This window comes from Paenibacillus sp. FSL R10-2796, from assembly GCF_037965315.1.
GTDB classification, from domain to species: Bacteria; Bacillota; Bacilli; order Paenibacillales; family Paenibacillaceae; genus Paenibacillus_AQ; species Paenibacillus_AQ odorifer.
Genome location: NZ_CP150178.1, coordinates 417280 through 433444, shown reverse-complemented (window position 1 = coordinate 433444; position 16165 = coordinate 417280). Strand labels below are relative to the sequence as shown.

Below are 16165 nucleotides of genomic sequence, written 5' to 3'. Positions count from 1 at the left end.
TATATAAATGTCCCTTTGGACGTCTAGTTTCCTTCAATTATAGCTGTGCAGGCATTTGCTGCGTAGTGCAGTGGACATTTCCGCCTTCGGTGATAACGGCCATTCCGTTAACTGTACGAATCTTGCGATCCGGGAACAAACCAGCCAGCACTTTCTCAGCAAGTGTATCCGTTTCTGTCGCGGTGCCGCCAAACACAGGCAAGATAATTCCGCCGTTCACGAAATAAAAGTTCAAATAACTGAGCGTCAGACGACTGCCGTCATGATCGACCCGTGGTGGCTGCTGAATCTTGATAATCTCCAGCTTACGCCCTTTGGCATCTGTAGTGTTCTCCAGAATACGCAGATTCTCTTGCGTAATCTCATAGTTCTCATCCTGCGGGTCCTCACAGACCTGGATAATAACTTTGCCTGGTGCAGCAAAACAAGCAATATTATCGACATGACCATCGGTTTCATCGCCACTAAGGCCACGTCTCAGCCAGATAATAGCTTCTGTACCTGTATAGTTCCGCACGTACTCTTCGATCTCTTCGCGCTTCAGCTCCGGGTTGCGGTTTAGGTTAAGCAGACACTCTTCTGTAGTAAGCAAAGTGCCTTCTCCATCCGTATGAATCGAGCCACCCTCCATCACAAGCGGTGCATCAAAACGGGTGATCTGCGCATGCTCCAGAATCTGCGGAGCCACTTCGTCATCCAGATCCCAAGGTGAATATTTACCGCCCCAAGCATTAAACTTCCAGTTCACACCTGCCATTTGTCCTTCTTTATTAACAATAAAGGTAGGTCCGTTATCACGCAGCCAAGCATCGCTATGCGCAATAGGCAGCAGCGTTACATTCGGTCCGCCGACCAAATGTTCTACCCGCTCCACATCCTCCGGGTTCACAATAACCGTGATCGGTTCAAACTCGGCGATGGCTGTGATAATGTCAGCATAACCTTGGCACACTGACTCGTGGTTGTCCGGGAAACACATAGATTCCTGCACCGGCCAGGAGATAAAAGTACGTTCATGCTTGCCCCATTCCGGTGGCATTGTATAGTTCAAATCTTTAGGATTCATGTGTTAACTACCTTTACTAATATATTTGGAGCCAGTTCTACCCCTAAAACTCCTTCCTCATCATACAATAATATGTTCTAGTGCTCAATTCCCTGGGACATTAATAATGTTGGAAGGAATTTTTTTTGTGCGCAGCCCCCATTTTGCAGTTAAAAAATTTAAGTTCCATCCGTTACAACGAAGCTAAATTTAATTATTTTAATATAAATCAGGATATCATTTAATAATTTTACTTATTTTAGTGATTCTATTTTCATTTCTAATGGATTTTATATAATTAGCTTAAAGGAGTGAGTTGCAATGGATGACATCGATCTTCAAATCTTGGAATTACTGAAAAGCAACGGCCGCATGACCAGTTCCGAAATTAGTAAAATCGTTCATTTATCCGTGCCTTCCATCACTGAAAGAATTCGTAAACTGGAGAATAACGGAGTGATTGATCAATTCACGGTCAAGTTAAACCGTAAGGCAATAGGACAAACCCTATTGGTATATATTTTCGTGCAGCTGCACGGCTCAGTTGAAACCCAACACTTCCGCACAACCATTATTCAATCGCCGCTAGTACTGGAATGTCATCATATCTCGGGGGAATACGACTATCTCTTGAAGGTGGGTCTACCGGATTTATCCGAATTGGAGGGTTTTATAACGCATACACTCAAGGCCAATCATGACATTGTAAGATCAAATACCGTATTTATTTTGTCCACGTTAAAAGAAGAATAGATAAAAGGAGTGAAGCCTTATGCCTTGGGAGTGGATGGCAAAAGGAATGCTGCTGGGGCTTTCTATTGCGGCTCCTTTAGGTCCTATCAGCATCTTATGCATCAAGAAAACCTTAAGCTCAGGTTTCAAAACTGGCCTATGCTGCGGCTTGGGAGCGGCCACAGCTGACGCAGTTTATGGTAGTATCGCCGGATTCGGCTTATCCGCCCTCACCGCTTTTTTGGTTGATTATAAAACGGTACTGCAAGCCTTGGGCGGGTTGTTTATTTGTTATCTTGGCATGAAGTCGCTGTTAGAACCCCCAGACACAGACAGCACAGCACCCAATTCCCCAAAAAGCTCACTGAATTCATACATAGTAACGCTGTTGCTGACGCTGTCCAATCCCATGACGATTATTTTTTTCCTTGGCATATTCAGCGCATCTGGCGTCCTTCTGTCTCATAGCAGCTCCAATATGCCGTTTCTAGTTAGTGGCGTCTTTCTGGGTTCCGCATTATGGTGGATGGGTTTGACAGGGAGCACTGCTTTGTTCAGAACCTACATAATGTTAGGACGGTCGAAACAGCTCATGTTCAACAAACTATCCGGATTGGTAATGTTGTCCTTTGGCATTGTCTCCCTTATTCAATCTCTCAATCTTCAGGAGTTCCTTTAAACGATCCCTCTCACTATACGGTAATCTTTTTTACCACATTGCCTTCAAAATCCTTAACGATAAATTCCCCGCCCTCTAGAACAGCATAGGAATTCGGATTATTCTCTTTAGGCAGCGATATGGAGCCGGGATTCAGCACATACACTCCCTCTTTTACATCGGCAACTGGTATATGGGTATGTCCCTGAATAAAAATATCCTTCTCGGAAAGCGCCGGCAAATGCTCAATGCTAAAGCCATGACCATGTGTAGCGTAAATCCGTCTGCCTTCGTGCAAAAGCATTATATAATCGCCCATCATCGGGAATTCCAGCAGCATTTGGTCTACCTCGGCGTCACAGTTTCCACGTACTGCGGTTATAGGCTTGTTTTTGTTATATGCATTAAGCTTATTAGCAACCTCTTGTGGGTTATATTCCTTCGGCAGCGGATTTCTTGGACCATGATATAAAAAGTCTCCTAGAATAATAAGACTGTCCGGCTGCTCTTCTTCTGCCTTTTCCAAAGCCCGTTCCAGCCAAAATAAAGATCCGTGAATGTCGGAAATAAACATTAACTTCATCATGTATTCTCCTTTTCAACTTAACTTAAGTAAATATGCGCTTAGACAATAATCTTAACCTTGAACATACCACAACGCAAAGCGGACGTTCCCAAAGGAACGCCCTGCCCGCTATATCTTAACACTCACGGCAAATTCGAGGATCCCATCAAAAAGCGGTCTACTTCGCGCGCAGTCTGACGTCCTTCGTCAATAGCCCAGACTACAAGGCTTTGCCCGCGCCGCATATCGCCTGCTGTGAACACACCTTCTACATTGGTTGCTTGTGCTCCGAACTCTGCTTTGGCGTTCCCCCGCTCATCGCGTTCCACCCCAAGCTCGCCCAGTACAGCTTCTTCAGGCCCTGTGAATCCCAAAGCCAGTAATACCAGCTGCGCTTGCAGGGTCTCCTCACTGCCCGGCACTTCGACCGGTACCATTCGTCCCTGTTCATTATGAGTCCATTCAATGCGCACTGTACGCAGCTCCTGCACTTGCCCGCCCTCATCGCCGACAAACCGTTTCGTCGAAACCAGATAACGGCGCGGATCTTCTTGATACAGTGAAGCGGCCTCCTGCTGACCATAGTCCACTTTAAGCACCTTTGGCCATTCCGGCCAAGGATTGTTAGACTGACGTGTCAGCGGCGCCTGTGGCATAATCTCAAGCTGAGTCACACTGCGGCAGCCGTGACGGATCGAAGTGGCTACACAGTCTGTTCCAGTATCCCCACCGCCGATTACAACTACATCCTTACCTGCTGCTGATAAATATTCCCCATCGGCAAGCCCTGAATCCAGTAGGCTCTTTGTATTCAGCGTTAAAAACTCCATAGCTTGATGAATCCCACGCAAATCGCGTCCTTCTATCGGCAGATCACGTGCCTGAGTAGATCCACCACACAGTACTACAGCGTCATGCTCTGCCTTGAGCTGTGATGCTGGGAGATCTCGGCCGATCTCTGTTCGAGTTACGAAGGTAATGCCCTCAGCTGCAAGCAGATCCACCCGGCGCTGTACAGTCTTTTTATCCAGCTTCATGTTGGGAATACCATAGGTAAGCAGTCCGCCAATCCGGTCCGCCCGTTCATACACAGTCACCGTATGTCCTGCCTTATTAAGCTGTGCAGCGCAGGCAAGCCCCGCCGGACCTGAACCCACTACAGCTACCTTTTTACCCGTGCGATGAAGTGGCGGCTCAGGCACAATCCAGCCTTCTGCAAAACCTCTATCTACAATCGACTTCTCAATAGATTTAATGGTGACAGGTTTGCCATTCATCCCTACCGTACAAGAGCCTTCGCAAGGAGCGGGACAGACACGGCCTGTAAATTCAGGAAAGTTGTTAGTCTTATGCAGACGTTTCAGCGCTATCTCCCAATTTCCACGATAGACCATATCGTTCCATTCAGGAATCAAGTTGTGCAAAGGGCAGCCGGAAGCCATACCAGACAACAGACGTCCTACATGACAAAATGGCGTACCGCAATCCATACAACGCGCCCCTTGCTCGCGCAGCTTTTCTTCATCCATAGGTATCGAGAATTCATTCCAATTCTTAATTCGCTCCAATGCCTCACACTCGGAGGGTGTCTGTCGTTCAAACTCTAAAAATCCGGTTGCTTTCCCCATCTCTTTCATCCTCTCTACCAAAGAAAAGTACTCTCTGTCACTTTCTGCTGTTATGCCACTCTAAAGCGCCAAAGTAAATGCCTTAATATTAGCACCCCATATCTTTAACGAAAATGAGTAATGTCACCTTTTTATGTAAAATAAGAGCATCCATTCAAAAGAAAGTTCCACGCAAAAAAAGCACACAGCGCACTGTACTCATTGAGCACAATACTCCGCATGCTTTTGAAGAATTATCTGTAAAAAAACATCTAGTCCACCGTCAGCACTACCATTCCAATCCCGCTTACAGTTAGCTTATTACCCGTCAGATTCTGCGCAAGATCGGCTCCAAAAACTGTTTTCCATGCACCAAGCTGTGGCAGAACCAAAGTCGTCTGTTCTACATTAGCATTAAAAAGCACATAGATATGCTTCACCGCATCGCCTCCAGCATGGCCACGCAATGTATACGCTACCGAACTTACCGGTGCTTTTTCAAATACTAGATGATTCCGAATCTCATCTGCCGTTCGCATACGGAAAGCCGGATGTGCTTTACGCAAGGCAATTAGCTGCTTCAGATAAACCACATCATCTTGATGAGCAGCGCACAGTTCCCAATCCAATTGGTTGATCTTCACCGAGGATTTATAGCTGTTCTCTACCCCGTTTTTCGTGCGCATAAATTCCTGACCCGCATGGACAAAGGGGATTCCCTGACTCATGAACACTATCGCAGAAGCTAACCTATGCATAGATTGGCGCTGTTTGTCCGTCTGCCCTTGTGTGGACAGTAATATTTTATCCCATAACGTATGATTATCATGACATTCCACATAATTGACGGTTTGCTGAGGCTCCACGGCAAATTGTCCAATGCCTGGGGCATAAGCAATGCCTCCCGCGACCCCTGCCTTTATCGCAAGCTCCAATCCCATCATTCCGCTGATGAAGCCCGGTTGATCATGCAGAAAAATATTCCCTTTAATGGCATCCCGGAAATCATCATTAAAATGTCCGATTCCCGGCAGAAGCGCAGCATTCTTCTGATGAGCGAGCCGCTCCATCGGCAACTCTGTCCCCATCATCCAACCTTCACCAATCGTCATGATGGACGGGTCAATCCCATCCAGACGACGCCGGATTTCCTCCATCGTGTCGAGATCAATCAAGCCCATCAGGTCAAAACGAAAACCATCGATATGGTATTCTTTGGCCCAATAAACTACGGATTCCACGATGAAGCTGGACATCATCAAGCGTTCTGAAGCCACGTCATTCCCGCAGCCAGAGCCATCCGACAGGCTTCCGTCTTGCTTGTAACGCAAATAATAGCCGGGAACCAGCTTGGTGAAATTCACACGATAGCCATCGTACACATGGTTGTAAACCACATCCATAATGACGCGGAGACCGCGATCATGAAGTGCTTGAATCATTTTTTTTAGTTCCCGGATACGCAGTCCAGGCACATATGGATCTGTAGCATAGGAGCCTTCTGGCACATTATAATTCTTCGGATCATAACCCCAGTTATAATGCGGTTCATCCAGCCTCGTCTCATCTACACTCTCTGTAGAATAATCATAGACAGGCAATAGCTGCACATGGGTTACACCGAGGTTCGCGATATGATCGAGTCCAGTGAGAATACCCTCCGGTCCGCGGGTTCCTTCTTCCGCCAAAGCAAGATATTGTCCTTTATGGGTCATACCGCTTGCTGGATGAATGGATAAGTCTCGCAAATGAAGCTCATAAATGATGGCATCCACAGGATCATCCAAGGGTGGCTTATCTTCCGTCCACCGTTCCGGATCTGTTTTACGTAAATCTAAAATAGCTCCCCTATCACCGTTCACTCCTACAGCACGTGCATAAGGATCAACCGCCTCATTCCACTGTTCTCCAAGACGTACTCGGTAGGTATAGAACTTGCCATCTAAATCACCGTCAACTGTAATTCTCCACGTTCCCCGGACATCACGGATCATAGAATACTTACACTCTGCTGCTCCCTGCCATGAATTATAGAGTACCAGCTCCGCTTCTTGAGCGGTGGGCGCCCATAAACAAAAAGCTGAACTCCCCGGTGAGTACGTTAGGCCAAGATCGTCCCCATCATAGCTGAATAACTGATCAAACTCCTGAGCAAACACGGAAATCCCTCTAGTAGCCGCAGGATCCCCATAATAAATGGGTTCCTTCATTTCCCTTTGTACGGACAAAGCACCTATCCCCTTTTCCAGTTATTAACTGGATTATAGTATGATCGTCTAAGTAGTGCAAACGTTTGGACTCAAATTTTTCAAGCTATTTTGTCAGGACAATCCCTCTACCTCGATGCATCGTCAATATCTAGCCCAACCATCGTAATAATGTCTTTATTCGCAAAATACGGAATACGCCGTTCTTTCCCTAGAGTGACTCTACCGTCCTTGTACCGCACACCATTATCGTGAACAATCAGGTTAGCACGCTCTCCGTCCTCAAATCCCTCATATCCTATACCTAGTACCCAATGGTAGTCGTAAGTAAACTCACCTCTCCACCGCAGACGAAACCACTTATCAAATTTAACAGCCACAGGCCGGCCGGCATCAATTTCTGTTTTATATACTTCAAAATCATTAAACGTAGTAATAAGTAACTTTTGCTGATCCTTAGGTAAAATCACTGAATGGATATAGTTCTTCAGTCCTTTGGTAAAACGGCGCACACTCATCCCCCAAGGTCTTCCACCGTGATGGCTGTATATGTAATTAATATGAGCGGCTTTGGAAGGAAAATGACCTTTGCCCCGAATAAAGTCCGCTCCTAAATGGGTGTTCCAATACTCCGCTAACGCGGCCATCGTAGCTGGGCCACATGCAGAGGACGGGGATTCGACCCCAACCTCCCACTGTGTATATGGCTCCGCAGGCAGTTTCTTGCTAATCCGAGGCTGTCCATGCTTCATTCGGATAGATCCCCTCTTAAAGGGCTAGACTTAGGAGCACAATGTGGAGTTGCCTCCGGAAGTAGAATTACATTTGCACCGGCATCCAATTCTTCTTCTGCAGCTGCTGCCCCTTCCATTGTTGTCTCCCGTTCTTCTGTTTGCACTGTATCTTCCACATTTATCTCAGATTTACTACTATCAGGATTAATCTGCAGCGTGAAATAGAAATTAGAGCCCTCTCCTTCACTGCTCTCTACAGCGATAGCTCCGCCCATCAGCTCAACGAGCTTTTTACAAATTGCCAGCCCCAATCCGGTCCCGCCATATTTGCGATTAAACGAGGAATGCAGCTGATAAAAGGACTGAAACAGCCGATGCTGCTTCTCTAGAGGAATGCCGATCCCCGTATCCCTAACATTAAATTTCAAAGTTAATTTCTTTTGATCTGCGGACAGCTTCTGCTCTACGTAAATACTGATACTGCCCCGATCTGTAAACTTGATTGCATTGCTGACCAGATTGACCAATATCTGACGCAACCGCCCGGCATCGCCCATAATCAGTGGCGGGACTCCAGGTGCCATGCTGCATGATAACTGAATATTTTTCTCCAAAGCCTTAGCTGTAAATAGATCGATTACGCTGTCCAATACGGCTTGAAGCTGCACGGGCTCATTTACAATCATCATTTTTCCGGCTTCAATTTTGCTGTAATCCAGTATTTCATTCAAAATAGATAGGAGCGAGCTGCTGCTCTCCTTAATAATGTCAGTATATCCAAGCTGTTCTTCATCAAGCTCCGTCTCCGCCAGGAGATCCGTCATCCCTACAATTCCGTTCATCGGCGTACGGATTTCATGGCTCATAATAGCTAAGAACTCAGACTTAGCCTGGTCTGCTTTTTCTGCGGATTCCTTCGCCCGAATGATTTCCTTCTCATCCGTGATGTCCCGAAACACTACAACAACACCCTTCGGCTCCCCTTTATCAAACAGAGGGGTTACCTGGTATTCCGCAAGAAAGCTAGAACCGTCCTTACGCCACAAGACCGCATCTTTACTCTGATAAGATACACCTGACTTAATAGCCTTCATCAGTGGAGATTCCTGCGGCCGATAATGGCTCCCATCAAGCGCTATTTGCTGAATATGATCCAAATAAGGATGGCCCATAATTTCATCATGTTCATAGTCCAGCATTTGCAAACCTGCAGGGTTAATGAACGTCACCTTCTCCTCCATATCGAGTCCAAAGATGCCTTCTGAAACCGCATTTAAAATAAGGGTATACTCATTGCTAAGCTTCTCAATTTGTTCTGTATAACGGATGCGCTCTGTAATATCACGGGAAATCCCATACACACCCACTACTTGGTCATCTACAATGATCGGAATATTGGTAGTATTAATTTCTACAAAGTGTCCGTCTTTATGAATAAGCGTTAGATCATAGCTTTGAGGATAACCCTGGGCGGCTAAGTTAAAATGATACAACGTCTTCTCTATGTCCTTCTCATGCACAATGGGGCCAAAGTACATTCCGATCAGTTCCTCCAGCGAATACCCGGTCAACTTCTCCAAATTCGCATTGGCAGTCAAATAGTCTCCATGCAAATTCATAGAGTACACAGCAGATGGATTGTATTCAAACAATGATTTATACCGTTGCTCGCTCTCCTTAAGCTTGAACTCGAACTGCTTGCGCTCCGTAATTTCCCGCCCAATCGCTATAATCTCCATGACATTTCCCTCATCATCATAGGTATAACGACTGCTCGACTCGAACCAGACATAGGTGCCATTCTTATGGCGGTAGCGGTAAGCTACAGCCGGAATAACGCCAGAGCTGCGGCTCTGCTCCATTAAACCTTGCATCATAACTAGATCATCGGGGTGAAGATAATTATAGGCGCTTGTCCCAACCATCTCTTCAGGTTCATAACCAAGCAAGGTACGGCTAGCTGAAGAACAATATAAGAAAACACTGTCTTTGACCGCATGACGCGAGATTAAATCCAGCGAATTCTCAGACATCAATCTATAATTGCGTTCACTTTGGCGAATTTGTTCTTCCATTTGCTGCTGCTGATCCCGATGATCCACCGTTTCCTGAGCTGCGATCTTTAGTTCCGTAATATCCTCTGCGTATACTATAATATACAAAGGGGCTTGTCCTTCTTCTGCTCCTAATCCAGAGAACATGAGAGACAGGCACACGGGTTGACCTTCTTTGTTTAAAAAACAATGTTCCTTCTTCCAGCTGCCCGCTGGCGATTTCTGAAGCTCGTCCATTACTAATCTATAGGAGAGCTCTTTTGAATGTGCCTCTCTATTTTCCGATTCTGTAAAAAGAGCCCCGGCAAGAAACTCGGCCTCCGTAAAGCCAAGTAGATTGCAAAAAGCCGGATTGACTTTTATCCAGTTGAAATCGCCGTTATTTGAAAACAGTACGGCCATTCCTTCTGGAGACCTCATAAATGCATGATCCAGAATTGCGTTAAATTCTACCGAGCTGCCCATTTAAGCCAGACCTCCTTTGTTGCTAGTGCTAAAGCTCCCATACCTTCTTATGTCAGTATACGATAAGAGAACTGGGGAAAGAAATGTCTAGCGCATTATTTTAAATTGGAAATATTTAAATTTAAATTATTGACGCTAGCAAATAAACAACTTATATTTAAGAATAAATATATCGTTCGTGACCTATTACGATGGAAGCACCCGTAATAAAGGCTTTTGCCTTTGCTACGGGTGCTTTTTTGTTGTCTTCAGGGATACGGACAAAAGGAGGAGCGAATTAATGAACGCACTAAAGTCATTCCCCTTACTACTACTGGTGATCCTGCTATCGTTAAGCACATCAACGGAAGCTTTTGCTGCAGCAACGACTGAATTAACACCCTCTATTCAAGCGGCTTTTGATCTAACAGCTGCGACTGCCGACGGTCCTACAAGGATAAAGATGACTAATCTGTACAATGATTTATCTACTTTAAAGATGCAATACAATAATCGTGAGGAGCAGATCCGAACCCTTCACTATAATAATGAGCAAACACTGATTGCAGTACGTAAGCAAATTAAAGAGATTGATTTAGAAACCGTAGCTCAACTGGAGGCTACCGTTAAGAGCTGCAAACAGCACTATCAGCCCTTATTCGACCAGTACAATGCGCTTAATAAGCGTATCAAGATCGCCAAGGGTCTTAAAAACAAGACGTTGAATACCGTATTACAAGCCCAAGGTGATGCTATGAAGATCCTGGTTCAGTTGGCACGCAAAGAAATTAGCGACAGACAGAATCAGTTGAATGCAGCGAAACAGACACGTACCCGAAAGATAACCTATGCCCGCAAAACCTTGTCTGGCATTGATAGTCCACAGGTCTCAATTAAATCAAACAAAAGCGTAGTCACCTCATTGAATAAACGGATTTCCGCAGATTGGAGTGACTTCAAAGCAGCGATTCGCAAGCAAAACCTTACATTAACCACTCAGTCTCTGTCCTCACTCGTCTCCGGTTACCGCCAAATCGCAACACACAAGCAAAAAATCATAGAATTAGAACAAAAGATTTCTGCTGTCATTGCAAATACGAGGAAACAGATCATTTAACGGACTTTTTCTTCTCATTCGCTCTGCGGTAAGCCATTACTTTGCGGTACATGCTTTTATCAGAAAGATGTTTAAAAATATACGGGTCCGGACTAGTATTCACTTCAATAATCCAAGGCGTCATGGATCTATCCAATCCTACATCGACACCAATCTGTCTAAACCCAGGATATTTCTTATGGTAGAAACGTCCGGTATCTTCTCCTAGCTTTCTCAGGATCTTAAGCATTTGCGCTTGCTGAGCTTCGTTCAGATAAGGAGACAGCAGCTTTTCCATAGCAGTTAGTTTGCCGCCGCTATGATAGTTGGTAACAATCTTACCTTTCTCAGCTACCCGACCGATCAGACCGGTAGTTTCCCATTTGCCCTGCGGGCTGAGCTGGACCATCACACGGATATCAAAGCGGTGTTTCCCGTGCTTTAGCAAAACTATTCCTCTCTGGATCAGGTAACTACGTCCACGCGTTGCTTTCTTTAAAGATAAATGGAAGGCGTCGAAGGTTCTAAAGGTTTTGAGTCTTGTTCCACTTTGGTACTTATATTCTGTTCCATGAGCCTCTCTACTCTGCTCAACCTTCATCACACCATTGCCATAGGTACCGTATTCCGGTTTAACATAAACCATTCCATATTTCAGCAGCATAGCTTTCAGATTGACTTTACTGAATTTTATCGTTTCGGGAATCAACGGTGAAATTTCAGCGCTTCGCATGAGCACCTTGGTTTTAATCCATTTGCTGGTCAATGCAGACTTTAACTTCTTTCCCAACTGTCCTCTCCCCTGTCCCTCAAAAAATAATCACGGCCTTAGTAAGCCTTAGTATTTTATGCTGCAACTGTACAAATGGCATGAGTGAAACGCCCTCTCCGCTTTCGGATGTATCTACTGTTTACTGTGTTGCATATGGTGGAAGAGGATATCCATTAGCGGATAAAAGGAGGCGTGAACCATGCACATTTGTATCATTGCACCGGAGCAGTTCCCAGTTCCGGGAGACGGTTCTGTAGAAATCTGCATTTGGGCCATTGCCAGAAGACTGGCGGAGAGACATAAGGTAACCATTGTTAGTCGGAAGGTACCTGGACTACCTGCTGCCATTATATTGGAGCAGGTCAGAATTATCCGATTGCCTGCAAGCACCCCAGCCCATTATCTTACTTCGGTATTAGAATACATTCAGAAAGAATCCTTTGACATCATTCAGGTTGATAATCGCCCCCATCTTATGTCTGCTGTAAAGAAGCAGCTTCCTCATATCCCGGTATTTCTGTTCCTGCACTCGCTTACCTTCACACCGGGTACAGATAAAGTGGCCAATGCCTTAGCAAAAGCAGATCTGATCATTGCCAACAGCCACTCCTTACAGCGAAGATTGGATCGCCGCTTCCCGCAACTGACCACAGGGATTCATATTGTCTTATTGGGAGCTGATCTTGACCGGTTTACGCCTGTGCAGATATCTGAAAAACAACAGCTTCGTAGTTTCTACAAACTCCCACAGACCTTCACAGTTTTGTTCGTGGGTCGGGTTATCCCCCGCAAAGGGGTGCCTATATTAATACGTGCTATGTCGCATTTAAACAAACACCTCCCCGCTCATCTGGTCATCGCCGGCAAAGGCAAACCGTCGTACATACGGCAGTTGAAGCTCCTTGCACGGCGGCTGAGAGTGTCTGTTACTTTTCTAGGAAATGTGGCTCATGAGAATATACACACCCTTTATCAGGCGGCAGACTGCTTTGTATGCCCTTCCCAGAATCATGAATCCTTCGGCCTTGTTAATGTAGAAGCTATGGCCTCCGGTCTACCTGTTATCGCTTCTAATAATGGGGGCATCCGAGAGATTGTCGCCTCTGGCCATAACGGTTATCTGGTAGAACGATATCGCGAGGCTTTACCCTTTGCCCGGCATTTGCTGCGGATAGCCCGCCATCCACAATTGGCAGTTACCATCGGATCACAAGGGAGAGCAGATGCGCTTGAAGCCTTCAATTGGCAGCGAACCGCAAACCATTTAGAACAGCTGTATCAAGCTTCTGCAACACCACAGCAAGGGTACAGAACTCTTGCAGATGGAATGCAATTGTAGACTCACCAAAAGTAGGGGTCTCCACAAGCCATCAACTGGCTGCTGGGTCCCTTTCTTTTTGGAGCTTGCTTGAGCTAAGCACCAATCTCCGAATGAATTAGGTAACATATGCGCATACAAGGTAGCTATCGGACACAGCTGACCCCAAACGCAGCTTTATCCCTCATTTGCAATGCTAAAGAACCCTATAACCCCTATTGGCATGAAAAATGTCCCATATGAACGTCATCCATAGGAATAACGCCAGTGGAGTCCGCAAACATGTTCCAAGGGTCAAAAACTAACAAATAACGTCATATGGGTCCTTAAGCCTCAGAGGAGGATTATTACTCCACGATGCAGACAGGCCATGAGCAACAACAAAAAGCAGCGATCCTCCAACACGGGAGAATCGCTGCTCTGCTTTTTTGTGAATTTACATTACATAGGTAAGTTTCATTCAAATCAATTGAATAACTGTAAGCACAAGCCCTACGACAAACCCGCATAAAGCTCCGTTCACACGAATCCATTGCAGATCTTTACCCACTTTATCTTCCAGCATATTCACTAGACTAGCGTCATCCATGCTGTCCAGATTCTCTTTTACCAAAAGACCTATTCTGTAGTGGTTAGCCTCTACAAAGGCAATTAGCGAAGCGCGAATCCGCTCTTCCCAGCTGCTGATCCATTCTTGTTCCTTGCCAATACGACGTACAAGCAGGGTATAGAGCGTGAACAGCTTGCGTCCGCCAGCCGCCCGATCTTCCTCCAACAGGGAAATTGCTTTGCTGCGAATGTTCTCCAATTGCGTATGCAGAAATGCGGTTGCTGCTTCGCCTTCAAGCTCATTCAGTGCCCATTCTTTTAATGAAGCCAGTCTAGCCTCGTCATTAACAATCTGGAACAGGGCCACTCGAATCTCGCGGATAATCTCTTCACGGTATGGGCTATCCTCTTCCCGAAAATCGCGGATACCGGACTGCAACATACCTTGCAGCATTTCACCAAGCATATCTGCATCCATAAACCCGACAAAAGCCTGAAAAGCCATACCTTTAAGTCCGCCAAGCTTCACTTCAGCCAATTTCTCGCTGGCAATCTTGCCCAGCATAGCCTTCGTTTCAGGACGTCCGCTCCAAGTAGACACCCCTTCCAGCGCATAGTCCAGAGCAGCTACATCTTTACCGTCATTCATTAACTTAGTAACTATTTTATCAGCCGCAACGCCAAGCTCAGCTTCACGAACATATTCGGAGGCTGCCTTTTGCAGAAACGGTACTGCCTTCTCTACCGGAAGACGAGACACGAATTCGCCAAGCTGCTCCAATATTTGTACTCTTGCCTTCTTTTTACTAAAGAACTTTGTCAGCAGCTTGGAGCCCATTGATATAAAGCCAAACTTACGCAGCTTGTTCTCAATGCTTTCCTTGTTAAGAAGCTCAGTCTCCATCGCGGTGATTAGTGATTGGATGATCTTATCGCGATTCTTGAGCAGTAGTGAGGTGTGTGGAATACGTAGCCCCATCGGATGGCGGAACAGCGCCGTTACCGCGAACCAGTCGGCAATCCCCCCCACCAAACCGGCCTCGAAACCACCTCTCAGTAGAATCACGGCTAGATTTTCAGGTAGAAACAGTGTAATCAGAAACCCACATGCCATAAAGGCGAGTGACATGGTGGCTAAGTTTTTGGATCTCATAAATAGTCCCCTTTACATAAGCAGCTGCCGATGTCCTTACGCAGGAAAAATACCGTCGGTCACGTTCCTCGAACATAAGCTGACGATAGATTCGGCTAGTCGGTTAGTTTGACAACTATTGTACCACGACTGAACTATTTTCTAAAAATATACTGTAAAAACCTTTTATCTCTTGTTGAACGTTCATTATTGTACAGTTGCATGAAAATGGTTTTTGGTTTTCAGAATATTAATGATAAGATACAAGTAACGTTTCAATCCCCCTTAAAAAGTACCACTTTACCTGGAAAAGGAGCTCATACAATATGCTGATTGCTTTAGATATGGATGGAACATTACTGAACGAAGAAGGAAACATCAGTCCAAAAAACCGCGAAGCTATTATAAAAGCTCAGAAACTAGGTCACATTGTTATCATTGCCACAGGCCGCTCTTTTATGGATGCAGAACGTCAGCTTCGGCTAGCGGATCTGGAATGTCCTGTAGTCAGTCTAAATGGCGCAGTCGTCACATTATCTGATCGCACCCTCGCGGCAAGCACGCCGCTGAATAAAGCAGACATCATTCCCGCTCTGCGCTGGATGAACGAAATTCCGGACTTGTATTACGAGGTCTACACTGAGGATAACGTTTATGTAGAGCTGAACAAACGTGTACGGTTAGAGAAATTATCTGCACTAAGCGATGAAGAAGTTCCTGAAGAAGTCAGCTGGCTGCTGAAAGCAATGATCGATCAACAGTTTCAACAAGCAGCGGTTACCTATGTGGAGAGTATGGAAGAGGTGTGGAGCAAGGAGGAAAATGTTATTTATAAAACATTGGCTTTTTCTCTAAACCGAGAGCTGCTCAAGGAAGCTTCCACCCGCTTCGCAGCTATTCCGGGCTTAATTATTACCGCCTCTCATGTAAATAATATCGAGATTAACCATGAAGAGGCCAACAAAGGCTCCGGTGTAACCATGCTTGCTGACCATTATGGTATCCCGCTAGCGGATGTAGCTGTCATGGGCGACAGTTATAACGATCAGCCGATGTTCGAGAAGGCCGGCTACCGGATTGCTATGGCTAACGCAGCGCCAATTCTTAAGGAAATGGCGGAATTCATCACCACCAGTAATGAGGAAGACGGAGTCGCGGCAGGAATTGAGCATCTTTTGAATAGAAATTCTAAAGAATAATTTCTGTATAAAACAGTGAATGCACAAATAGCACCGTGGGCAGTTCTGCTCAC

At 45.7% G+C, this 16165-nt stretch carries 13 protein-coding genes; 5 read left to right on the top strand and 8 right to left on the bottom strand.

Going from position 1 to position 16165, the window contains the following annotated elements:
• Positions 1-37: 37 nt before the first annotated feature.
• Positions 38-1066 (bottom strand): agmatine deiminase family protein, encoded by a 1029-nt coding sequence (locus NST58_RS02115; protein WP_076185589.1) that lies wholly within the window; start codon positions 1064-1066, stop codon positions 38-40.
• Between the two features lie 300 nt (positions 1067-1366).
• Between NST58_RS02115 and NST58_RS02110 the strand changes: the two genes are divergently transcribed.
• Together NST58_RS02110 and NST58_RS02105 are read left to right on the top strand one after the other, a co-directional pair.
• Positions 1367-1798, top strand: coding sequence for an Lrp/AsnC family transcriptional regulator (locus NST58_RS02110; protein ID WP_076124705.1), 432 nt, complete (start codon positions 1367-1369; stop codon positions 1796-1798).
• A 19-nt stretch (positions 1799-1817) separates the two neighbouring features.
• Complete coding sequence (locus NST58_RS02105; protein WP_339245988.1) at positions 1818-2456, top strand: LysE family translocator; 639 nt, start codon at positions 1818-1820, stop codon at positions 2454-2456.
• A gap of 13 nt (positions 2457-2469) precedes the next feature.
• Here NST58_RS02105 and yfcE read toward each other — a convergent pair whose 3' ends face one another.
• The 5 genes from yfcE to NST58_RS02080 form a co-directional block, all read right to left on the bottom strand.
• A complete protein-coding gene (yfcE, locus tag NST58_RS02100; RefSeq protein ID WP_248549141.1) occupies positions 2470-3018 on the bottom strand; it encodes a phosphodiesterase in 549 nt (182 codons plus the stop codon).
• A 125-nt stretch (positions 3019-3143) separates the two neighbouring features.
• Positions 3144-4628: a glutamate synthase subunit beta gene (locus tag NST58_RS02095; RefSeq protein WP_076185581.1), complete on the bottom strand. Its 1485-nt coding sequence runs from the start codon at positions 4626-4628 to the stop codon at positions 3144-3146.
• 251 nt (positions 4629-4879) lie between these two features.
• Positions 4880-6835 (bottom strand): type I pullulanase, encoded by a 1956-nt coding sequence (gene pulA, locus NST58_RS02090; protein WP_339245984.1) that lies wholly within the window; start codon positions 6833-6835, stop codon positions 4880-4882.
• A 107-nt stretch (positions 6836-6942) separates the two neighbouring features.
• Entirely contained in the window at positions 6943-7566 is a 624-nt protein-coding gene (locus tag NST58_RS02085) for a C39 family peptidase (RefSeq protein WP_076185575.1), read from the bottom strand.
• On the bottom strand, positions 7563-10067 hold the full coding sequence (locus NST58_RS02080; protein WP_076185572.1) for a PAS domain-containing hybrid sensor histidine kinase/response regulator: 2505 nt from the start codon (positions 10065-10067) through the stop codon (positions 7563-7565). Before NST58_RS02080 ends, NST58_RS02085 begins: the two co-directional genes overlap by 4 nt.
• A 280-nt stretch (positions 10068-10347) precedes the next feature.
• Between NST58_RS02080 and NST58_RS02075 the strand changes: the two genes are divergently transcribed.
• Complete coding sequence (locus tag NST58_RS02075; RefSeq protein WP_076220534.1) at positions 10348-11163, top strand: hypothetical protein; 816 nt, start codon at positions 10348-10350, stop codon at positions 11161-11163.
• On the opposite strand, the gene NST58_RS02070 is transcribed toward NST58_RS02075, so the two are convergent.
• Positions 11156-11932, bottom strand: coding sequence for a YheC/YheD family protein (locus NST58_RS02070; protein WP_232061115.1), 777 nt, complete (start codon positions 11930-11932; stop codon positions 11156-11158). The two genes, NST58_RS02075 and NST58_RS02070, sit on opposite strands and share 8 nt — an antisense overlap.
• A 181-nt stretch (positions 11933-12113) precedes the next feature.
• Here NST58_RS02070 and NST58_RS02065 point away from each other — a divergent pair, with 181 nt between their 5' ends.
• Positions 12114-13253, top strand: coding sequence for a glycosyltransferase family 4 protein (locus NST58_RS02065; RefSeq protein WP_076275954.1), 1140 nt, complete (start codon positions 12114-12116; stop codon positions 13251-13253).
• A gap of 439 nt (positions 13254-13692) precedes the next feature.
• On the opposite strand, the gene NST58_RS02060 is transcribed toward NST58_RS02065, so the two are convergent.
• Entirely contained in the window at positions 13693-14934 is a 1242-nt protein-coding gene (locus tag NST58_RS02060; RefSeq protein WP_076304753.1) for a DUF445 domain-containing protein, read from the bottom strand.
• 305 nt (positions 14935-15239) lie between these two features.
• Between NST58_RS02060 and NST58_RS02055 the strand changes: the two genes are divergently transcribed.
• On the top strand, positions 15240-16112 hold the full coding sequence (locus NST58_RS02055; protein WP_339245978.1) for a Cof-type HAD-IIB family hydrolase: 873 nt from the start codon (positions 15240-15242) through the stop codon (positions 16110-16112).
• Positions 16113-16165: the final 53 nt, after the last annotated feature.

Excerpts from the sequence above, each read along its gene's own strand:
- NST58_RS02115 (WP_076185589.1), bottom strand. The coding sequence starts at position 1,066 with ATGAATCCTAAAGATTTGAACTATACAATGCCACCGGAATGGGGCAAG.
- NST58_RS02110 (WP_076124705.1), top strand. The coding sequence starts at position 1,367 with ATGGATGACATCGATCTTCAAATCTTGGAATTACTGAAAAGCAACGGC.
- NST58_RS02105 (WP_339245988.1), top strand. The coding sequence starts at position 1,818 with ATGCCTTGGGAGTGGATGGCAAAAGGAATGCTGCTGGGGCTTTCTATT.
- yfcE (WP_248549141.1), bottom strand. The coding sequence starts at position 3,018 with ATGAAGTTAATGTTTATTTCCGACATTCACGGATCTTTATTTTGGCTG.
- NST58_RS02095 (WP_076185581.1), bottom strand. The coding sequence starts at position 4,628 with ATGGGGAAAGCAACCGGATTTTTAGAGTTTGAACGACAGACACCCTCC.
- NST58_RS02085 (WP_076185575.1), bottom strand. The coding sequence starts at position 7,566 with ATGAAGCATGGACAGCCTCGGATTAGCAAGAAACTGCCTGCGGAGCCA.
- NST58_RS02080 (WP_076185572.1), bottom strand. The coding sequence starts at position 10,067 with ATGGGCAGCTCGGTAGAATTTAACGCAATTCTGGATCATGCATTTATG.
- NST58_RS02075 (WP_076220534.1), top strand. The coding sequence starts at position 10,348 with ATGAACGCACTAAAGTCATTCCCCTTACTACTACTGGTGATCCTGCTA.
- NST58_RS02065 (WP_076275954.1), top strand. The coding sequence starts at position 12,114 with ATGCACATTTGTATCATTGCACCGGAGCAGTTCCCAGTTCCGGGAGAC.
- NST58_RS02060 (WP_076304753.1), bottom strand. The coding sequence starts at position 14,934 with ATGAGATCCAAAAACTTAGCCACCATGTCACTCGCCTTTATGGCATGT.
- NST58_RS02055 (WP_339245978.1), top strand. The coding sequence starts at position 15,240 with ATGCTGATTGCTTTAGATATGGATGGAACATTACTGAACGAAGAAGGA.